The 16,495-nt window shown below is 61.6% G+C and carries 14 protein-coding genes and 1 tRNA gene; 6 read left to right on the top strand and 9 right to left on the bottom strand.

The features are described 5' to 3' along the window. Positions 1-474 precede the first annotated feature (474 nt). Complete coding sequence (locus tag GTP46_RS17285; RefSeq protein WP_092272260.1) at positions 475-1,443, bottom strand: chemotaxis protein; 969 nt, start codon at positions 1,441-1,443, stop codon at positions 475-477. A gap of 158 nt (positions 1,444-1,601) precedes the next feature. Next, positions 1,602-1,677 (bottom strand) — tRNA-Gly (locus GTP46_RS17280). A gap of 115 nt (positions 1,678-1,792) precedes the next feature. Here GTP46_RS17280 and GTP46_RS17275 point away from each other — a divergent pair. The 4 genes from GTP46_RS17275 (at position 1,793) to GTP46_RS17260 (ending at position 6,494) form a co-directional block, all read left to right on the top strand. Further along, complete coding sequence (locus GTP46_RS17275) at positions 1,793-3,427, top strand: Na+/H+ antiporter (protein ID WP_161007870.1); 1,635 nt, start codon at positions 1,793-1,795, stop codon at positions 3,425-3,427. 4 nt (positions 3,428-3,431) lie between these two features. Then, a complete protein-coding gene (locus tag GTP46_RS17270) occupies positions 3,432-4,487 on the top strand; it encodes a sensor histidine kinase (protein WP_161007869.1) in 1,056 nt (351 codons plus the stop codon). Next, entirely contained in the window at positions 4,475-5,191 is a 717-nt protein-coding gene (locus GTP46_RS17265) for a LytR/AlgR family response regulator transcription factor (protein ID WP_161007868.1), read from the top strand. Before GTP46_RS17270 ends, GTP46_RS17265 begins: the two co-directional genes overlap by 13 nt. A 94-nt stretch (positions 5,192-5,285) precedes the next feature. Beyond that, complete coding sequence (locus GTP46_RS17260; RefSeq protein ID WP_161007867.1) at positions 5,286-6,494, top strand: acyltransferase family protein; 1,209 nt, start codon at positions 5,286-5,288, stop codon at positions 6,492-6,494. Here GTP46_RS17260 and GTP46_RS17255 read toward each other — a convergent pair. Together GTP46_RS17255 and GTP46_RS17250 are read right to left on the bottom strand one after the other, a co-directional pair. Beyond that, entirely contained in the window at positions 6,430-8,838 is a 2,409-nt protein-coding gene (locus GTP46_RS17255) for a penicillin acylase family protein (RefSeq protein ID WP_161007866.1), read from the bottom strand. The genes GTP46_RS17260 and GTP46_RS17255 overlap by 65 nt on opposite strands. A gap of 71 nt (positions 8,839-8,909) precedes the next feature. After that, the gene (locus tag GTP46_RS17250; protein WP_161007865.1) at positions 8,910-9,848 is read right to left on the bottom strand and encodes a bifunctional helix-turn-helix transcriptional regulator/GNAT family N-acetyltransferase; all 939 of its coding nucleotides are present in this window, start codon (positions 9,846-9,848) and stop codon (positions 8,910-8,912) included. A gap of 151 nt (positions 9,849-9,999) precedes the next feature. Between GTP46_RS17250 and GTP46_RS17245 the strand changes: the two genes are divergently transcribed. Further along, positions 10,000-10,506, top strand: coding sequence for a GAF domain-containing protein (locus tag GTP46_RS17245; RefSeq protein WP_161007864.1), 507 nt, complete (start codon positions 10,000-10,002; stop codon positions 10,504-10,506). Further along, the gene (locus tag GTP46_RS17240) at positions 10,499-10,903 is read left to right on the top strand and encodes a DNA-binding transcriptional response regulator (protein ID WP_161007863.1); all 405 of its coding nucleotides are present in this window, start codon (positions 10,499-10,501) and stop codon (positions 10,901-10,903) included. Before GTP46_RS17245 ends, GTP46_RS17240 begins: the two co-directional genes overlap by 8 nt. Here the strand turns inward: GTP46_RS17240 and GTP46_RS17235 are convergent, their stop codons facing one another. The 5 genes from GTP46_RS17235 to GTP46_RS17215 all read right to left on the bottom strand — a co-directional run bounded on the left by GTP46_RS17235 (position 10,904) and on the right by GTP46_RS17215 (position 16,494). Beyond that, on the bottom strand, positions 10,904-11,842 hold the full coding sequence (locus tag GTP46_RS17235; protein WP_161007862.1) for a LysR family transcriptional regulator: 939 nt from the start codon (positions 11,840-11,842) through the stop codon (positions 10,904-10,906). It abuts the gene before it with no gap. Between the two features lie 2 nt (positions 11,843-11,844). Then, positions 11,845-12,813: a glycoside hydrolase family 43 protein gene (locus GTP46_RS17230; protein ID WP_161007861.1), complete on the bottom strand. Its 969-nt coding sequence runs from the start codon at positions 12,811-12,813 to the stop codon at positions 11,845-11,847. Next, positions 12,814-13,800: a galactofuranose ABC transporter, permease protein YjfF gene (gene yjfF, locus GTP46_RS17225; protein WP_161007860.1), complete on the bottom strand. Its 987-nt coding sequence runs from the start codon at positions 13,798-13,800 to the stop codon at positions 12,814-12,816. Positions 13,801-13,808: 8 nt separating this feature from the next. After that, positions 13,809-14,840: an ABC transporter permease gene (locus GTP46_RS17220; RefSeq protein WP_161007888.1), complete on the bottom strand. Its 1,032-nt coding sequence runs from the start codon at positions 14,838-14,840 to the stop codon at positions 13,809-13,811. 70 nt (positions 14,841-14,910) lie between these two features. Then, entirely contained in the window at positions 14,911-16,494 is a 1,584-nt protein-coding gene (locus GTP46_RS17215; RefSeq protein WP_202414314.1) for a sugar ABC transporter ATP-binding protein, read from the bottom strand. Position 16,495: the final 1 nt, after the last annotated feature.

Genomic DNA, 16,495 nt, shown 5'->3' with positions numbered 1-16,495 from the left:
CGAGTAGAGCCACGTTGATCACTCCGATCTCCTGCCGATAAGACAGGTGGAATTGTGCTACTAACGTGGGTCAGATTCAGTTGCAAATTCGTGGGGAAAGTGGGTCAATTTTCAGTGCAACTTAACAGGTGGATAGAACAAGTACGTACATTACAACCGAAATTTCCACATATGATCAAAAAAGGCCAACTTCTGCGTCAGAATGGGAAAAAAGAACAGCTTTCGAATTGGAGTTAAGAAATGCTCTCATTGAAGTGGCAGGACAAGCAAAACAATCTCTTGATGTTTTAGGTACGCTAAATATCGAGAACTCAAATGTTTTTCATTTCTGACAAATCTTTACCAATACAAGCACCCAAAAGTGAGTGGCGGCTTCGGGGCGCAAGCCGAAGTTGAAGAATGGCGCTAACTACACCCAACAATAAAAAAAGGCCGTAACACTAACGTTACGGCCTCGCCATGCATCGCTTTTGTTTAAGCGGCGGTTGCTGCCTTGCCCAGCACGCTGCGGATGGTGCCCGCTAGGTCCTCAGCCGAGAACTTGGCAACGTACGCATCGGCGCCCACGCCTTTAACGTGGTCTTCGTTGGTCTTGCCAGACAGCGAGGAGTGAATCACCACCGGGATCTTGCCGAAGCGCGGGTCCTGCTTGATCAAACGGGTCAGCGTAAAGCCGTCCATCTCCGGCATTTCCAGGTCGGTCAGCACCATCGCCACGCGGTCGGTGATCGGCAGGCCTTCGGCCTTGGCGCCTTCTGCGATCGACTGCAGGCGGTCCCAGGCTTCCTTGCCGGATTTGGTCATGATGAAGTGCACGCCCATTGCTTCCAGACCTTTTTCGATCAGGTTGCGCGCCACTACCGAGTCGTCGGCAGCCAGCACGACCGAACCCGGCTTCAGCAGCACTTTCGGGCCGATGGTTTCCGGATCGATGTCGTCGCGCTCTGGCGGCACCAGTTCGCGCAAGATGGTTTCCACGTCCAGCACCTGCGCCAGGCGGGTGTTCTGGGTGTCGCCGTCGACGCGGGCGATACTGGTGACCTTGCCGCCAGCCGTACCTTCAGCCGTCAGCACCTGGCTCCAGTCCAAGCGTACGATTTCATCCACCGACTCGACCGCGAACGCTTGTGTGGTGCGCGCGAATTCAGTGACCAACATGATATTCAGACCGGTTTTTGGGGTCACACCGACGATGCCTGGTAAATCCAGCACCGTGATGATTTGTCCGCGCAGGTTCACAACACCCAGCATGTGTGGCGGGGATCCGGCCACAGCAGTTACTTCGGGCATGGCCACGATCTCGCGGATTTTGAAGACGTTAATACCGAACAACTCGGAATGTTCGCCCTTGGCGTCGCCGCCCAGGCGGAACAGGAGGAGTTCGAATTTGTTGGAGTTGGTTAGGTTACTGCGCTCATCAACTTCCTGTTGAACAGATTTCATGGATTTCGTCTCCTTCGGTGATCCTCACCCAGTATAACGTTAGCAACGCAAAGTTGTCGTATTGGATGTTATTGGATGTTGTATTGGAGAACGATAAACAACAAAAAAGGAAGCCCGTGGGCTTCCTTTTTTGTTTGTAGTGATTCACTACCGAATTCTGGAGCGGGAGAAGAGTCTCGAACTCTCGACCTCAACCTTGGCAAGGTTGCGCTCTACCAACTGAGCTACTCCCGCAGAAGGCACGTATTATGACAGAACACTTTCCATTCCGCCAGAGCCCGCCGGTAACTTTTTACAGAACTTCCAATAGTGTAAGCTTAGCCTCGTTTCGCGATACGGAAGGATGGGAATGGATTCGATTGAAGTCGTGCTGATCATGCTGCTGGCGGTGGTAGCCAGCGCCTACATCAGGCGCTTGCTGCCGCGCACGATACCGCTGCCGCTGGTGCAGATCGGGTTGGGCGCGCTGATTGCGGCCAAATCCACCCATGGCGTGGACCTTGAGCCGGACCTGTTCTTCATCGTCTTCCTGCCGCCGCTGTTGTTCCTGGACGGCTGGCGCATTCCCAAGAGCGGCCTGCTGCGCGACAAGGGCACGATTCTGGAACTGGCGTTCGGGCTGGTGGTGTTCACCGTGATCGGCGCCGGCTTCCTGATCCACTGGATGATCCCGGCCATGCCGCTGCCGGTGGCGTTTGCGCTGGCAGCCATCGTTTCGCCTACCGATCCAATCGCGGTCAGCTCGATCGCTTCCACCTCGCCGATTCCCAAACGGCTGATGCACATTCTTGAAGGCGAATCGCTGCTGAACGACGCCTCGGGACTCGTGTGCTTCCGCTTTGCCGTGGCGGCAGCCATGACCGGCGTATTCTCGATCGAGACCGCCGCCCTCACCTTCGTGTGGCTGGTGGTGGCCGGCATTGGCGCCGGCGTCGGCCTGACGATGGTGGTGACCTGGGCGCAGCGCTGGCTGGTGCGCCACTTCGGCGAACCGCCAGGCTCCCCTATTTTGGTCAATCTGCTGATTCCTTTCGGTGCTTATCTGGTGGCTGAGCGCCTGCATGCTTCCGGCATCTTGGCGGCGGTGGCGGCCGGCGTCACCATGAGCTACGTGGAACTGAGCGGCCACGCGCACGCCAACACCCGCATCCAGCGCTCGGCCGTGTGGGACACGGTGCAGTTTGCGCTCAACGGCGTGATGTTCGTGCTGCTGGGCGAACAGCTGCCGGATATCTTCCGCCTGGCCGGCGCCTCGCTGGAGGAAAGCGGCCATGTGAATCGCTGGTGGCTGGTGGCGTACGCGTTTGCAATTACTGGCGGCTTGCTGGCGCTGCGCATGGTGTGGGTGTGGGCTTCGCTGCGGTTGACCATTTTCAAACAAAAGATTCGTCACCAGCCGCGCCACAAGATCAAACTGCGGCTGCTGCTGGCGACCACGCTGGCTGGCGCGCGCGGCACCATCACGCTAGCCGGCGTGTTGACGCTGCCGCTGGTGCTGCCGGACGGCTCGCCGTTCCCGGCGCGCGCGCTGACCATTTTCCTCGCTTGTTCGGTGATTTTGATTTCGCTGCTGGTAGCCAGCGTGGCCTTGCCTCGCCTGCTGGCTGGCGTCACCTTCCCGGCCGAGCCGGAAGAGCAGCAGGAAGAAGACCTGGCGCGCCGCGCGGCGGCCAATGCGGCCATCGCCGCCATCGAACAAACGCAGATTGAGTTGATGGAATCCGATGCCTGCGTCGATCCGGAGGTCTATCCGCAGGCAGCGGCGCGGGTGATCGCATTCTATGAGCACAAACTGAAAGAGGTGGATCCGGAAAGCGAGCAGGCATGGCGCAAGACCGATTCCGCTGAAAAGGAACTGCGACTAGCGGCACTGGAAGCTGAACGGCGCACGGTATGGGACTTAGCCAAGCACGATCACATTTCCGATGAAATCTCGCGTAAGCTGGTGCGCGAAATAGATTTGATGGAAGCACGCTACCGCTAACCCTATGCAAAAAACCCGCACCATCATCACCCTCGCCTGGATCCTGTTCTGGATCCTGATGGTTTCCACTTCGGTGCAGGAATACCTGCGCGATCATGATCAAGGCGTGTGGAAGCCGATACTCTGGGAGACTTCGTCCGCGCTGACCGCCACCTTGCTACTGGTGGCGCAGCGGCGCTACACGCGCAAGTACGATGCGCTGGTCGCCACGCCGGGGCGCTGGTTCCAGGGCCAGCTGGTGTGGCTGCCGGTGTACTGGGTGATGTTCGTGCCGGTGGCGTTCAGCATACGTGACGTGGTCTATCGCTTGATGGGCGAAGTCTATACGCACGAAGGCTGGGCCAAGGTCTATCTGTACGAAGACATCAAGATGACGATTTTCTTCTGCATCTTTGTCACCATCACGTTTGGCGTGTTGTCCTTCCACGCCATGCTGGATGAGAAGGTGCGTGTGGAACGGGCCAACGCCTCGCTCCGGGAGGCGCAGCTGCTGCGATTGAGCCAACAGATGCAACCGCACTTCCTGTTCAATGCCTTGAACACGATATCGTCGCTGATGTACAGCGACTTGGCGCGGGCCGACGCCATGCTGGTGCAGCTGTCCGATGTGCTGCGCGCCACGCTGGATGTGGGCGAGCGCCATCTGGTGCCGCTGGAGACCGAGCTGCGCATCCTGCGCGGCTACGCAGCCTTGATGAGCGAGCGGTTCGCGGACCGCGTCAGCATCACATGGGCGATCGACGATGCGCTGCTGGCGTGCGAAGTGCCGGTGATGAGCATGCAACCGCTGTTGGAGAATGTGTTCAAGCATACCGTCGAAAAGCGCCGCCAGCCAACCGCCATCCGCATCGCTGTCCAGCGCCAGCAAGGCACCCTGTTGATGTGCATTGAAGACGATAGCGGCACGCTGCCGCCCGGCGGCGCGGCGAGTGGCGGCATCGGCGTGCGCAATTTGCGAGAGCGGCTGGCGGCGCTGTATGGCGAGCGGGCGGCGTTCGAGCTCAGTCAACTATCGCCGGCCGGCGTGCGCGCCAAAGTGAGCTTGCCATGCGCATCCTGATCGTCGATGACGAGCGTCCGGCGCGCGACAAGCTGCATCGCATGCTGGCCTCCGAGCCCGGCATCACAGCCATCGAAGAAGCGCGCGACGGCGTGGAGGCGCTCGAATGCCTGCCGACTTTCGCGCCGGACGTGCTGCTGCTCGACATCCAGATGCCCGAAATTACCGGCCTCGATGTCGCCGCCTCGCTACCCTCGCCCGCACCGCTGGTGGTGTTCGTGACGGCCTACGACGAATACGCCATCCGCGCCTTCGACGCCAACGCCATCGATTACCTGCTCAAGCCCTACGACCAGCCACGCCTGCAGCGCGCCTTGCAGCGTGTGCGCGATCGCATGGCGCAGCAGCACCCTACCGCCGAAGCGCCGTTACCCGCCGTCACCCAGCTGCTGGTCCCGGAGCGCGGCGGCACGCGCGTAGTGAAAGTTGATCAAATCCAGTGGATCGAAACGGCCGACAACTACATCATCCTGCACACCGCCGATGGCGAACCGCTGATGCGCCAGACGCTGGCCGGTCTGCTCGACAAACTCGGCCCGGGCTTCATCCGCTGCCACCGCCGCGCCGGCGTCCAGCTAGGCTGGATCGCCAGCATCGCCAACCTCGATAAAGGCGATGGCGAAATCATCCTCCGCAACGGCACCCGCGTCCCACTGAGCCGCCAGTTCCGCGCGGAAGTCGAAGCCCACCTGGCCGCTGGCTGATCCAACTCACCCCACGCCGCGCCCATTTCGCCCCATCGCGATGGACGCGCGCGGCGGGCGTCGCTAATCTGGCTCCATTAACAAGGAGCCAACAATGAATAATAACCGTCTCTATTTCCTCGACTGGATCCGCATCTTCGCGTTCTGTGTGCTGATCTTCTACCACACCGGCATGTACTACGTGACCTGGGACTGGCACGTGAAAAGCCCGTTCGCCAGCGACGCCATCGAGCCGCTGATGATTTTATCCTCGCCGTGGCGTCTCGGCCTGCTGTTCATGATCTCCGGCGTGGCCACCGCCTTCATGTTGAAAAAATTCCGCGTCGGCGCACTGCTCAAACAGCGTAGCTGGCGGCTGCTGGTGCCGCTGGTATTCGGCATGTTTGTGATCGTGCCGCCGCAAGCGTATTTTGAAGTGGTTGAAAAAGTAGCTTATCAAGGCGGCTACCAGGAATTCATGCGCCTCTACGTCAGCGGCTACCACGGTTTCTGCCGCGGCACCGATTGCCTGCGCATGCCAACCTGGAATCATCTGTGGTTCGTGGCCTACCTGTGGGCCTACACCATGATCGGCGGCTTGATCGTGTGGCTGCTGGGCGCGCGCTTCAACACGGTCTCGAATGCGGTGGGACGCCTGTTGAGTGGCTGGCGCATCGTCGTGCTGCCGGTCGCCGTGCTAGCTTTTGCACGCTTCACACTGGCCGACAGTTTCCCCACCACGCACGCTTTGGTGGATGACTGGTACAACCACGCCCACTACTTCTTCCTGTTCGCACTGGGCGCACTGCTGGCGGCACAGACAGATTTCTGGGCCAAGGTGGAAGCGCTGCGCTGGACCAGCCTTGGTCTGTGGCTGGCCAGTTGGGCGCTGATTGTCTGCTACTGGTCGATTCCGGAAGCGCTGGCCAACACGCCGGAAGTCACACAATGGAAGCCTGTATTCCGCACCATCTACTGCCTGTGCCAGTGGGCGCCGATCTTGACCGTGTGCGGCTTCGGCCACCGCCACCTGAACTTCGACAGCGTCAAACGCCGCTACCTGACCGAAGCCGTGTTCCCGGTCTACATCCTGCACCAGACGCTGATCGTCACAATGGCGCACTGGATGAAGCCCATCAAGCTGGCGCCGGCCACCGAAGGCGTGTTCCTGATCGTGCTGACCTTCACCATCAGCTTCGGCGTGTTTGAAGTGGTGCGCCGCATCGCCGTGCTGCGCCCACTGTTTGGATTGGGTCCGATTACTTCACAAACGTCAGCGTATGCTGCGCAGCTCCCGGCAGCAGCGGCGACGCCCGCCCGGTAATCCAGTCCATGCGGCCATCCAGGAAGTAAGGCGACAATGGGTGGCCGCTCTGCCCCGCCGGCATATTAAAGATGCCCTGCTCTTCATGGCCCGGCGATACCGTCAGGCGCTCGGACTGGCCGAAGTTAGGGCCCGACACGCGCGGCATGTGCTGATCGCCCGGCAGCATATCCGGCGCTACCTTCAGGTATTTGCCCAGCACCGGAATTGCCGACGCCATCGGATGCGCGCTGGTGGCCGTGTTGCGCTGGCCCCAGGTGGCGGCCGACAGCGGCTGGCCATCCTTGGTCAGGTCCTTGATCACACGGTCCATCGCTGCGACCTGCAAGGCCTGCCAGTCCGCGTACTGCGGCGGCAACCAGCCGGCAGGCTGCTGGTCCAGCAGGCGCGCCAGCACCACCGGCCAGCGCGAACTCACCGCCGCCATGCTGGCTTTCGGATCGATCGTCGCCAGTTCCGCATTGGCGTTTTCGTAGACAATGTCGTACACCGCGTACATGAAACCGCGCGTAATCCGGTAACCCACCGAATCGACGCTGGCTTTACCGCTCCAGCCGTCTTTCAACAGCGCCAGCGCTTCCTTGCGCTGTGGGTTGCCTTCAACGGCCTTGGCGTCCAGCGTGGCGACGGCGCGCTCGCGCCACGCGGTCAGGAACAGTGCACGGTCATCTAGGCCGATGGCGTAGACTTTCTGCACATCGGTTTTCGTCCCCAGCGCAGCCAGGTCGTCGCGCACCTGATGCGTGCGCGCGCCAAGGTCAAAGCCGCCGTCGCCGATCAACGCTGCGCCATCGCCGGCCAACTGGCGGCTGTTGGCGGTGGCCAGATGGCCGGTCGCCGGATTGACCACTTTCGGATATTCAGCCGGCGACAGCCAGCCTTGCCACACGCCCGCTACATCGTCTGCGCTCATTGGATAAGTCGACGCCACACCAGCCGGTGCACGGCGCGGCAGCGGGCCGGCGATGGTCCAGCCGATATTGCCCTTGTCGTCGCCGCCGACGAAATTCTGCGCCGGCACGCCCAGCGTGGCCGCAACCGTCAGCGCCTGATCCAGCGTGTCGGCTGATTCCATGCGAGCCAGGTTGAAGTTGACGGCGCCCGGCAGGTGCGCGGTCCAGTGCAGCGCGTAGCTGCGGCCCATCGCCTCGCGGATCGGGCCAAGCGAGGTATCGCGCACGGCCAGCTTGGTGGCAGGCGCGCCTTTCACCAGGATGGTCTCTTCATGCAGCACCGGCGTCTCCCAGCCCGCCTGTGTGCGCACTTGCCCCGGCTTGGATGCATCGCTATCAAGCGCGATGAAGTCCATGTAATCGCCGTAGCTGTTGGTGAAGCCCCACGCCACCTTGCCGTTACTACCTACCACCACCAGCGGTGCACCTGGCAGCGTCACGCCGACCATGCGGCGCTGGCCGCCCTTCCCGTCCGGGAACTGCAGCGCGGCGCGATACCAGATGGTCGGCAGCGAAATCCCGAGGTGCATATCGTCGGCGATGATGGCTGCGCCGGTGTCGCTGCGCGTGCCGGACACCGCCCAGTTGTTGCTGCCCACGGTGTTGAGGAATTCCGCCGCCGCCACCTTGGTAGGCGCTGGCGCATCCGCCGCTTTCGGCTTGCCCCACCACACAGGCGGCGCGGCTGGAATCACCACGTCAGCGGCGGCGATGGCTTGCGCATCGAGCGGCGCATCCCACGGCGTCGACTCCGGCGCGAGGAAGGCGCGCTGTTCGTCTGTGGCGTGCTCCTTGAACCAGCCGCGCGCCAGTTCCCGCGGTTCCTGGCTACCTTGCAGGTCGAAGTACATAGCCCAGATAACCAGCATGGTGTCAGCCGGCGCCCACGCGCGCGGCGGCAGGCCGACCAGTGCATATTCGAACGGCTTGGCGCTAAGCGCATTCAGGCCGTCATTGACACCGCTGACGTAACGGTCCAGGATCGCGCGGTCGGCCGGCGACATGGATTGCAATGCCAGTTCGGCGCGCGCGCGGAAGCGGTGCAGGCGGTGCGATTTATCGAGCGGCAGCGCGCGCTCGCCAAACAGCTCGGACAATTCGCCAGCCGACACACGGCGCAGTAAATCCATCTGGAAGAAGCGCTCCTGCGCGTGCACGAAACCGGTGGCATAGGCCACGTCGCCCCGGCTACCGCCGCTGATCAACGGCACACCATGCTCATCGCGCGCCACGCTGGCCGTGGTTTCCATCCCCGCCGTCTGGCGCGAGCCTTCAAGCTGCGCGAGCGAACCACGCAAATACAGCCACGCTGCGGCTACCGTCAGCAGCAGCAAACCCACAGCGGCGATCAAAATACGCCTGGACCACACCAGCACACCGTTTTTCTGCATACCATCCCCATGATAAAAAAGCATTAAGTGGGGAATACTGCCAGAGAGCCGGCGTGCGGGCAATCAGCTACTTACAGTTCCAACTCCCAGGTTTCGTTGACCATGTCCTTGCCGAAGGCGTGCACCGGTTCCTCTGCGGTGAGCACATAGCCCTTGTTCTGGTAGATGTGGCGTGCTTCCTGCTGCTGGTCCGTGGTCCAGAGGCGCATCTTGTGATAGCCGGCGGCGCGCGCGTAGCGGTGGCACTCGTCCACCAGCCGCGATCCGAGGCCGTAGCCACGCGCCTGTTCTTCCACCAGCAGCAGGCGCAATTTGGCTACGCCCTCCTCGCCGCTGCGCGCCAGAGCAATCGAGCCTACCGGCTGGCCGTGCATCTCGGCGATCCAGCAGTGCTCCAGCGCGGGATCGAAGTCGCGTTCGAAATCGGCGCAGATCTGGCCGACCAGCGTTTCGAAACTGCGGTCCCAGCCCTGGTTAGCTTCGTAGATATCGCCGTGGCGGCGTGTGATCCACGCCATATCGCCGGGACGATGCGCGCGCAGCACGAAAGGCTGAGCGTACTTCATGCCACTCTCCGCATCGAGCAGGTCGCGGATGGTGCGCATGGCGTCCAACATGCGCAGCTGGTCCGACTCGCCGAAGCGCGACAGCAGGTCGCCCACTTCTTCACGCGAGCGACGGTCCAGCGGTTCGTAGATGGCGCGACCATGTTCGGTCAGGTGCAGCAGCTTGGCGCGGCCGTCGGTCGGCGACGGCACCTTGCTAACCAGCCCCGCGCTTTCAAACTTGGCGATGATGCGGCTCAGGTAACCGCGATCCAATCCAAGATCTCGGCACAGCGTGGACGACGGCTGGTCGCCGTGATGCGCCAACTCGTACAGCACGCGCATTTCGGTCAGCGTGAATTCACTGTGCAACAGGCCTTCGCGCAGTACGCCGATCTGGCGCGTAAAAAAACGGTTGAAGGAACGGACCGCAGCAACGCGGTCATGAAAAACAGGAACAGGCATAGCGACTCCGGCGATCAATACCACACGATTTTGCGATAGATTGCTGACTGCGTCAACAAAGTGTCGCGCCGCCGCACTGAAATGCGCCGCAAACTGCCGCTAATGTTAGAGTAAGCACAACACGACTACGCGGCCGCGCGCCGTTACCGCCATGTTAGCTGCGCCGACCCCAGACAACGATCGCGAACGTCTCGCCGCCTTGCGCGAGATGCTGATCCTCGACACGCCGCCGGAAGAACGCTTCGACAAAGTCGTGCAGTTCGCGGCCGCAGAATTTGACGTGCCAATTGCGCTGATTTCGCTGATCGATGAAAACCGCCAGTGGTTCAAAGCCCGCGTGGGGCTAGACGCGTGCGAGACCGGGCGCGATATCTCGTTTTGCGGCCACGCCATCCTGCAACCGGACATCTTCGTCATCCCCAATTCGCGCGAGGACGAACGCTTTGCCGACAACCCGCTGGTGACCGGGCCGCCGCACGTCATCTTCTATGCCGGTGTGCCGCTGCGCATGCCGAACAATTACGTGATCGGCACCCTGTGCCTGATCGATCACCATCCGCGCGCGACACTGGACAAGACCGAACTGGCCATCCTCGGCTCGCTGCGCGACCTGCTGGTGGAAGAGCTGTCCAACCCGGCGGAGGCGCCCCATGAGTGAAGCACCGTCGCGACAACTCAACATGCTACTGGTGGAAGAGCAAAACCTGCTGCGCAAAACCGTCTCGCTGACCGCGCGCTCGCTGGGACTGGGCACCGTGCACGAAGCGGCCACCATCCAGATAGCGGAACGCATGCTGCGCGAGCGCGCCTTCCAAGGCGCGGTGATCTCCATCGACTGCGGCGCCGATAGCGATTGCCTGTACAACCTGGCTTTGCTGGACAAAGTACGTAACGGCCTGTCAGCCAGTCCGGCCACCATCCCGATCGCCGTGATGGTCGACCAAGCTACCGCAGACCTGATGCGCGAGCTACGCGAACGCCACGTCAACCGCGTCATCCTCAAACCCTTCCGCGCCAAAATCCTGCTGGAAGCGTTTGAGGCATTCGGCAAATAGCTAGTAGATTTCGCGCGCCACGGCGCGGACGGATTGGAGCAGCATTTCGGCGCCCGGCGAGAGAATGTGGCCATCCACCGTGATGATGCCGTAAGCATCCATGCGGCACGGCAGTTCGATCGGCAGGATGGCCAGCACGCCCTGCGATTCGTAGTATTGGGCCACCGCGATCGGCATGACGTTGAGCGCGTCGGTTTGCTGTAGCAGCGGTTTAATCAGCAGCACCGCTGTGGTGTCGACTACGTTGATCGGCACTTCAAGGCCGGCGCGGCGGAACATCAGTTCGCAGCGCGCGCGCAGGATGGAGCCTTGCGGCGGCAGGATCCACGGCTGGTTGGCGATGTCGCGCAGTTGCAGGTTTTTCGCTTGCAGCAGCGGATGGCCGGCGCGCACCACGGCACATGCCGGCTCGTCGCCCAGCTCTTCGTAGCTTAGCCCTTCGGCACTTTCGCGCTCCGGAATGCGGCCGATCATAAAATCGAGCCGGCCGCGCTGCAGCTGCTCCAGCAGCACGTTGGACTGCTCCATCTCGACGCCGATGCGCAGCTTGGGCGCTTGCTGTTTGGTGCGCGTGATGGCCTGCGGCAGCAGCGCGATCCCCGGCGTCATGATGGTGCCGATATCCACCTGCCCGGATAGCCCGGCCTTGATGGCAACGATGTCTTCATGCGCCAACGAGAGGCTGGTCAGCGCCATGCGCGCGTGGCGGATCATGGTTTCGCCGTAGATGGTCGGCTCCATGCCGCGCGGCAGGCGTTCGAACAGCTGCACGCCCAGCATCTCTTCCAGGTCCTTGAGCTGCTTGGACGCAGCGGGCTGCGTCATGTGCAGTTCTTCGGAAGCACGGTGGATGTTGCGTTGTTCGTCCAGCGCGATCAGCAGCAGCAGCTGGCGCGTTTTCAGGCGCGCGCGCAGGAACCAATTCGGATTAGTCTCCATAGTCACTTACAAGCAGCACTTGGATTGGCCGCCGGGCCTTCCTTGGTCTGTTTGATGAACGGGATGGTGCCGTCCGCATTGTACGTGAATTCCTCCACCGCCACGGAGCGGCGATACTCGCCACCGCCCGGCAGTTTGGCGTTGTGATAGATGATGTAGTTCCTACCGTTGAATTCGACGATGGCCTGGTGGATGGTCTTCACCTTCACGTTCTTCGACATGATTACGCCGCGATAGGTCCACGGTCCGGTGGCGCTTGGGCCGGTCATGTACGCCGTCTCTTCCGGGAACTCGCGCGAATACGAAAGGTAGTAGGTGCCGTTATGCTTGTGCAGGTAGGACGCTTCGGTGAAGCGCTCCACGCCCACAGTGTGGATAGGGCCATCCAGTTCTATCATGTTCGGTTTCAGCTTGGCGTACTTCAGCACCGAGTTACCCCAGTAGAGATAGGCCTGGCCGTCGTCGTCCTGGAAGATGGCCGGATCGATGTCGTCCCATGCGATCTGTGTTTCCAGCGTCATGTTGTTGGTGATGAGCGCGGAGCCGCGCGCGTCCACGAACGGGCCTTCCGGCTTGTCCGACACGGCAACGCCGATGGCGCGACCCGGAATGCTGGCATGATCAACGGTAGCGTAAAAATAGTATTTGCCATCGCGCTTGGTGATATCACCGGCCCACGCATCCACTTTGCCGATCGCCCATTTGAAGGCCGATGGCTGAATCGGCGAACCGCGGTCTACCCAATTCTTCATGTCGCAGCTGCTGTACAGACGCCATTCTTTCATGACGTAGTCCTTGTCGGTCGGCGATGCCTGGTCATGGCCGACGTACAGGTAGACGGTGCCGTTTTCCACGAAGGCCGCAGGATCAGCGGTGAACAGTTTAGGCAGGATGGGATTAGCGGCGTGCGCGGCGCACGCCAGCAGGCTCGCCGCAGCGAACATCAAGGTTTTTTTCACAGTACTCTCCATTTATTTTTTATTGGTGCGCAAGGTCATCACGCGCTGTACCACGCAGAAGATGAACAGCAGTCCACCGATGACGATCTTGGTCCACCACGAGCTAAGCGTGCCGTCGAAGGCGATCAGCGTCTGGATCGAGCCGAGTACCAACACACCGGTCAGCGCGCCGGCCACGTAGCCGTAACCTCCGCTCAGCAGCGTGCCGCCGATGACCACCGCTGCAATCGCATCCAGCTCCGTACCCTGCGCATGCAGGCCGTAACCGGACAGCATGTAGAACGAAAACAGCACACCGGCCAGCGCCGCGCAAAAGCCGCTGAAGGCGTAGATCAGCACTTTGGTGCGCGCCACGCGTAAGCCCATCATCAGCGCCGACTGCTCGTTGCCACCGATGGCGTAGATGGCGCGGCCGAACGCCGTGCAGTGGGCGACGTAGATGGCCACTGCCAGCGTGGCCAGTGCAATCAGCGCGGCCGGCGAGATAAAGCAGTCGCCCACTGGCAGCTGCGTTTGCGACAGCACCACGAAGAACGGATCGTCGATGGTGATCGAGTTAATGCTGATCAGGTAGCACAGGCCGCGTGCGAGGAACATGCCGGCCAGCGTGACGATGAAGGGCTGCAGCTTGAAATAATGGATCATCGCGCCCATCGCTGCGCCGAACAGCGTGCCGATAGCCAGCCCGATGGCGATCACCAGCAAAGGCGGCCAATGCCAGGTTTGCAGCATCCACGCGCAGATCATGGTGGTCAGCGCCAGCACCGAACCAACCGACAGGTCGATGCCGCCGGACAGGATGACGAAGCTCATGCCGACCGCAATCACCAGCAGGAAGGCGTTGTCGATCAGGAGGTTGAACAGCACCTGCAAGGACAGGAAGCCCGGATAGGCCGCGCCGCCAGCGGCCAGCAGAACCACCAGCAGGAAGACGGTAATCAGCGAAGTAAAGTACTGGGATGACGTAATCGATGCGATCGACGGTTTAGGAGGACTCATGGTGCTCATTACGCTTTACCTCCGCGTGCGCCTGGGAAGGCACGGCGCCACATGGTTTTGAATTCCGCTGACTGCGATACGCAAATCACAAACACGACGACCGATTTGACCACCATATTCACTTCCGGCGGCAGGCCGAGGGAGTAGATGGTGTAGGTCAGCGTTTGGATAATCAGCGCGCCGATAACGCTGCCGGCCAGGTTGAATTTGCCGCCTGCCAGCGAGGTGCCGCCCAGCGTAACGGCCAGGATGGCGTCCAGCTCCAGCAGCAGGCCGGCGTTGTTGGCGTCTGCGCTCTTGATGTTGGAGGTGATCATCAGGCCTGCTATTCCGGCACAGGCGCTGCAGAAGACGTAGACGAAGAAGATCAGTACTGCAGTTTTCAGGCCGGCCAGCCGTGCGGCCACCGGGTTGATGCCGACCGACTGGATGAACAGGCCAAGCGCGGTTTTCCGCAGCAGCAGCGCGGTGACGATGAACACGGCGGCGACGATGAACAGCGAGAACGGCAGGCCAAGCAGGTAGCCGCTGCCGAGGAAGAAGTACGGTTGGTAGTAGACGGTGATGATCTGGCCATCGGTGAACAGCTGCGCAAGGCCGCGCCCTGCCACCATCAGGATCAGGGTGGCGACGATGGGCTGCAGGCCAAGGCCGGCCACCAGCGCGCCGTTCCATGCCCCGCATAACACAGCCGCACCCATTGCGGCGGCCAGCGCGATCCACATCGGCGTGTTGGCGACGTATTCGGGTACGCCGTTGTTCATCACCATGGTGCCGCCGACCAGCATGGCGGCGACGGTGCCGCTGATGGCGACGGTGGCGCCGACCGAAATGTCGATGCCGCGCGTGGCGATCACCAGCGTCATGCCGATGGCAGCAAGGATCAGCGGTGCGGCGCGGTTAGCGATGTCGATCAAGCTGCCGTAAAGGTGGCCGTCCTTGATCTCAAGGTGGAAGAAGCCGGGGACCAGGATCAAGTCGATCAACAGCAGGATCGCCAACGCGGCCAGTGGCCGGAACAATGGATGGTGCAAGAACATAGGAAAGCTTGATTGGCGTGGCGTGGCGCGGGCGGCTGCGGGCACGCTCACGGCCGGGGCGCCGGAGGGTTTATTCATGCTGATCTCCCGCTGCGATCACTTGCAGCACGGAGGTTTCGTCCAGCGCCCCGCGTGCGTATTCGCCGCCGGCTTTGCGGTCGCGCATGACGACAATGCGGTCGCTCACGCGCAGCACTTCGGGCAGTTCGGAGGAGATGAACAGGATGGACATGCCTTTCTTGCACAGGGCCGTAACGTAGTCCATAATTTCCTGCTTGGCGCGGACGTCGATGCCGCGCGTGGGTTCGTCCAGGATCAGCAGCTTGGGATCGGTGACCAGCCAGCGGGCCAGCAGCACTTTTTGCTGGTTGCCGCCGGAGAGCGAGCCAATAGGCGTTTCGATGCTGGCGGTCTTGATGCCGAGCGCTTTCACGTATTCTTCCGCCAGCTGCTGCTGGCGTTTGAGCGGGATGGCGCGCAGGATGCCAGAGCGAGCTTGCAGGGCAAGGATCAGGTTTTCGCGTACCGACAGGTCGAGGATCGCGCCTTCGTGTTTGCGGTCTTCGGAGCAGAAGCCGATGCCGGCGGCGATGGCGTCGCGCGGTGAGGACAGATTACGCTCCTTGCCGTCGATAGAGATCGTGCCGCTGTCGGATTTGTCCGCGCCGAACAGCAGGCGTGCGGCCTCGGTGCGGCCGGAGCCCAGCAGGCCGGCAAGGCCCAGCATTTCGCCTTCGCGTATTTCCAGATCCATCGGCTGCAAGGCGCCCCGACGCCCCAGACCCACGGCGCGCAAGAACGATTGGAGGCGGCCCGCGCTCGCGCTGCCCAGTGCCCCGGCGGCTGTCGCCGAGCCGGTGGCCGTGCCATCGCCTGCTGCGGCAGTCTGCGCGCTCGCGGCGGTGGCTTCGGTGGCGGCTGGTGCGCCGACCATCTTATTGACTAACTCCACGCGCGACAGGTCTGAGGCAAGGTACTCGCCTTCCCGCTCGCCGTTGCGCATCACAGTGATACGATCCGAAATCGCATAGGTCTGATCCAGGAAGTGCGTCACAAACAGAATCGCCATGCCCTGCTCGCGCAGACCGCGCAAAACACTGAACAGCAAATCCACTTCCTTCTCATCAAGCGAGGAAGTCGGCTCGTCGAGAATCAGCACCTTGGCCGACACCAGCAGCGAACGCGAAATCGCCACCATCTGCTGGATCGCCAGCGGATAGTGCGCCAGCGGCAGCGTCACATCAATCCGGATCTGCATGCGCTCCAATAGCTCGGAAGCCTGCTTCGCCATACTCGCCCAATCGATGCGACCAAACTTGCGCGGATACCGGCCAATGAAAATATTCTCCGCCACCGACAAATTCGGGCAAAGATTCACTTCCTGATAAACCGTGCTAATGCCGTGGTTCTGCGCATCCAGCGTGGACTGCGGCTGTATCGCCTGCCCCGCCAACAGAATCTGTCCATGATCCGGCGTATAAACCCCGGTCAGCACCTTGATCAGCGTCGACTTACCCGCGCCGTTCTGCCCCATCAGCGTATGCACCTCGCCCGGATACAGCTTGAGCGACACGCCATTCAGCGCCTGTACGCCGGTAAACGCCTTGCTGATGCCGCGCAGCTCCAGCACCGGCGCGGATGATTTCGTCGTCATC

The sequence above is a fragment of the Duganella flavida genome (genome assembly GCF_009857445.1).
Classification (GTDB): Bacteria; Pseudomonadota; Gammaproteobacteria; order Burkholderiales; family Burkholderiaceae_D; genus Rugamonas; species Rugamonas flavida.
Note: the sequence above shows the minus strand (reverse complement) of the source record. Positions and strands in the feature narration are given on the sequence as shown.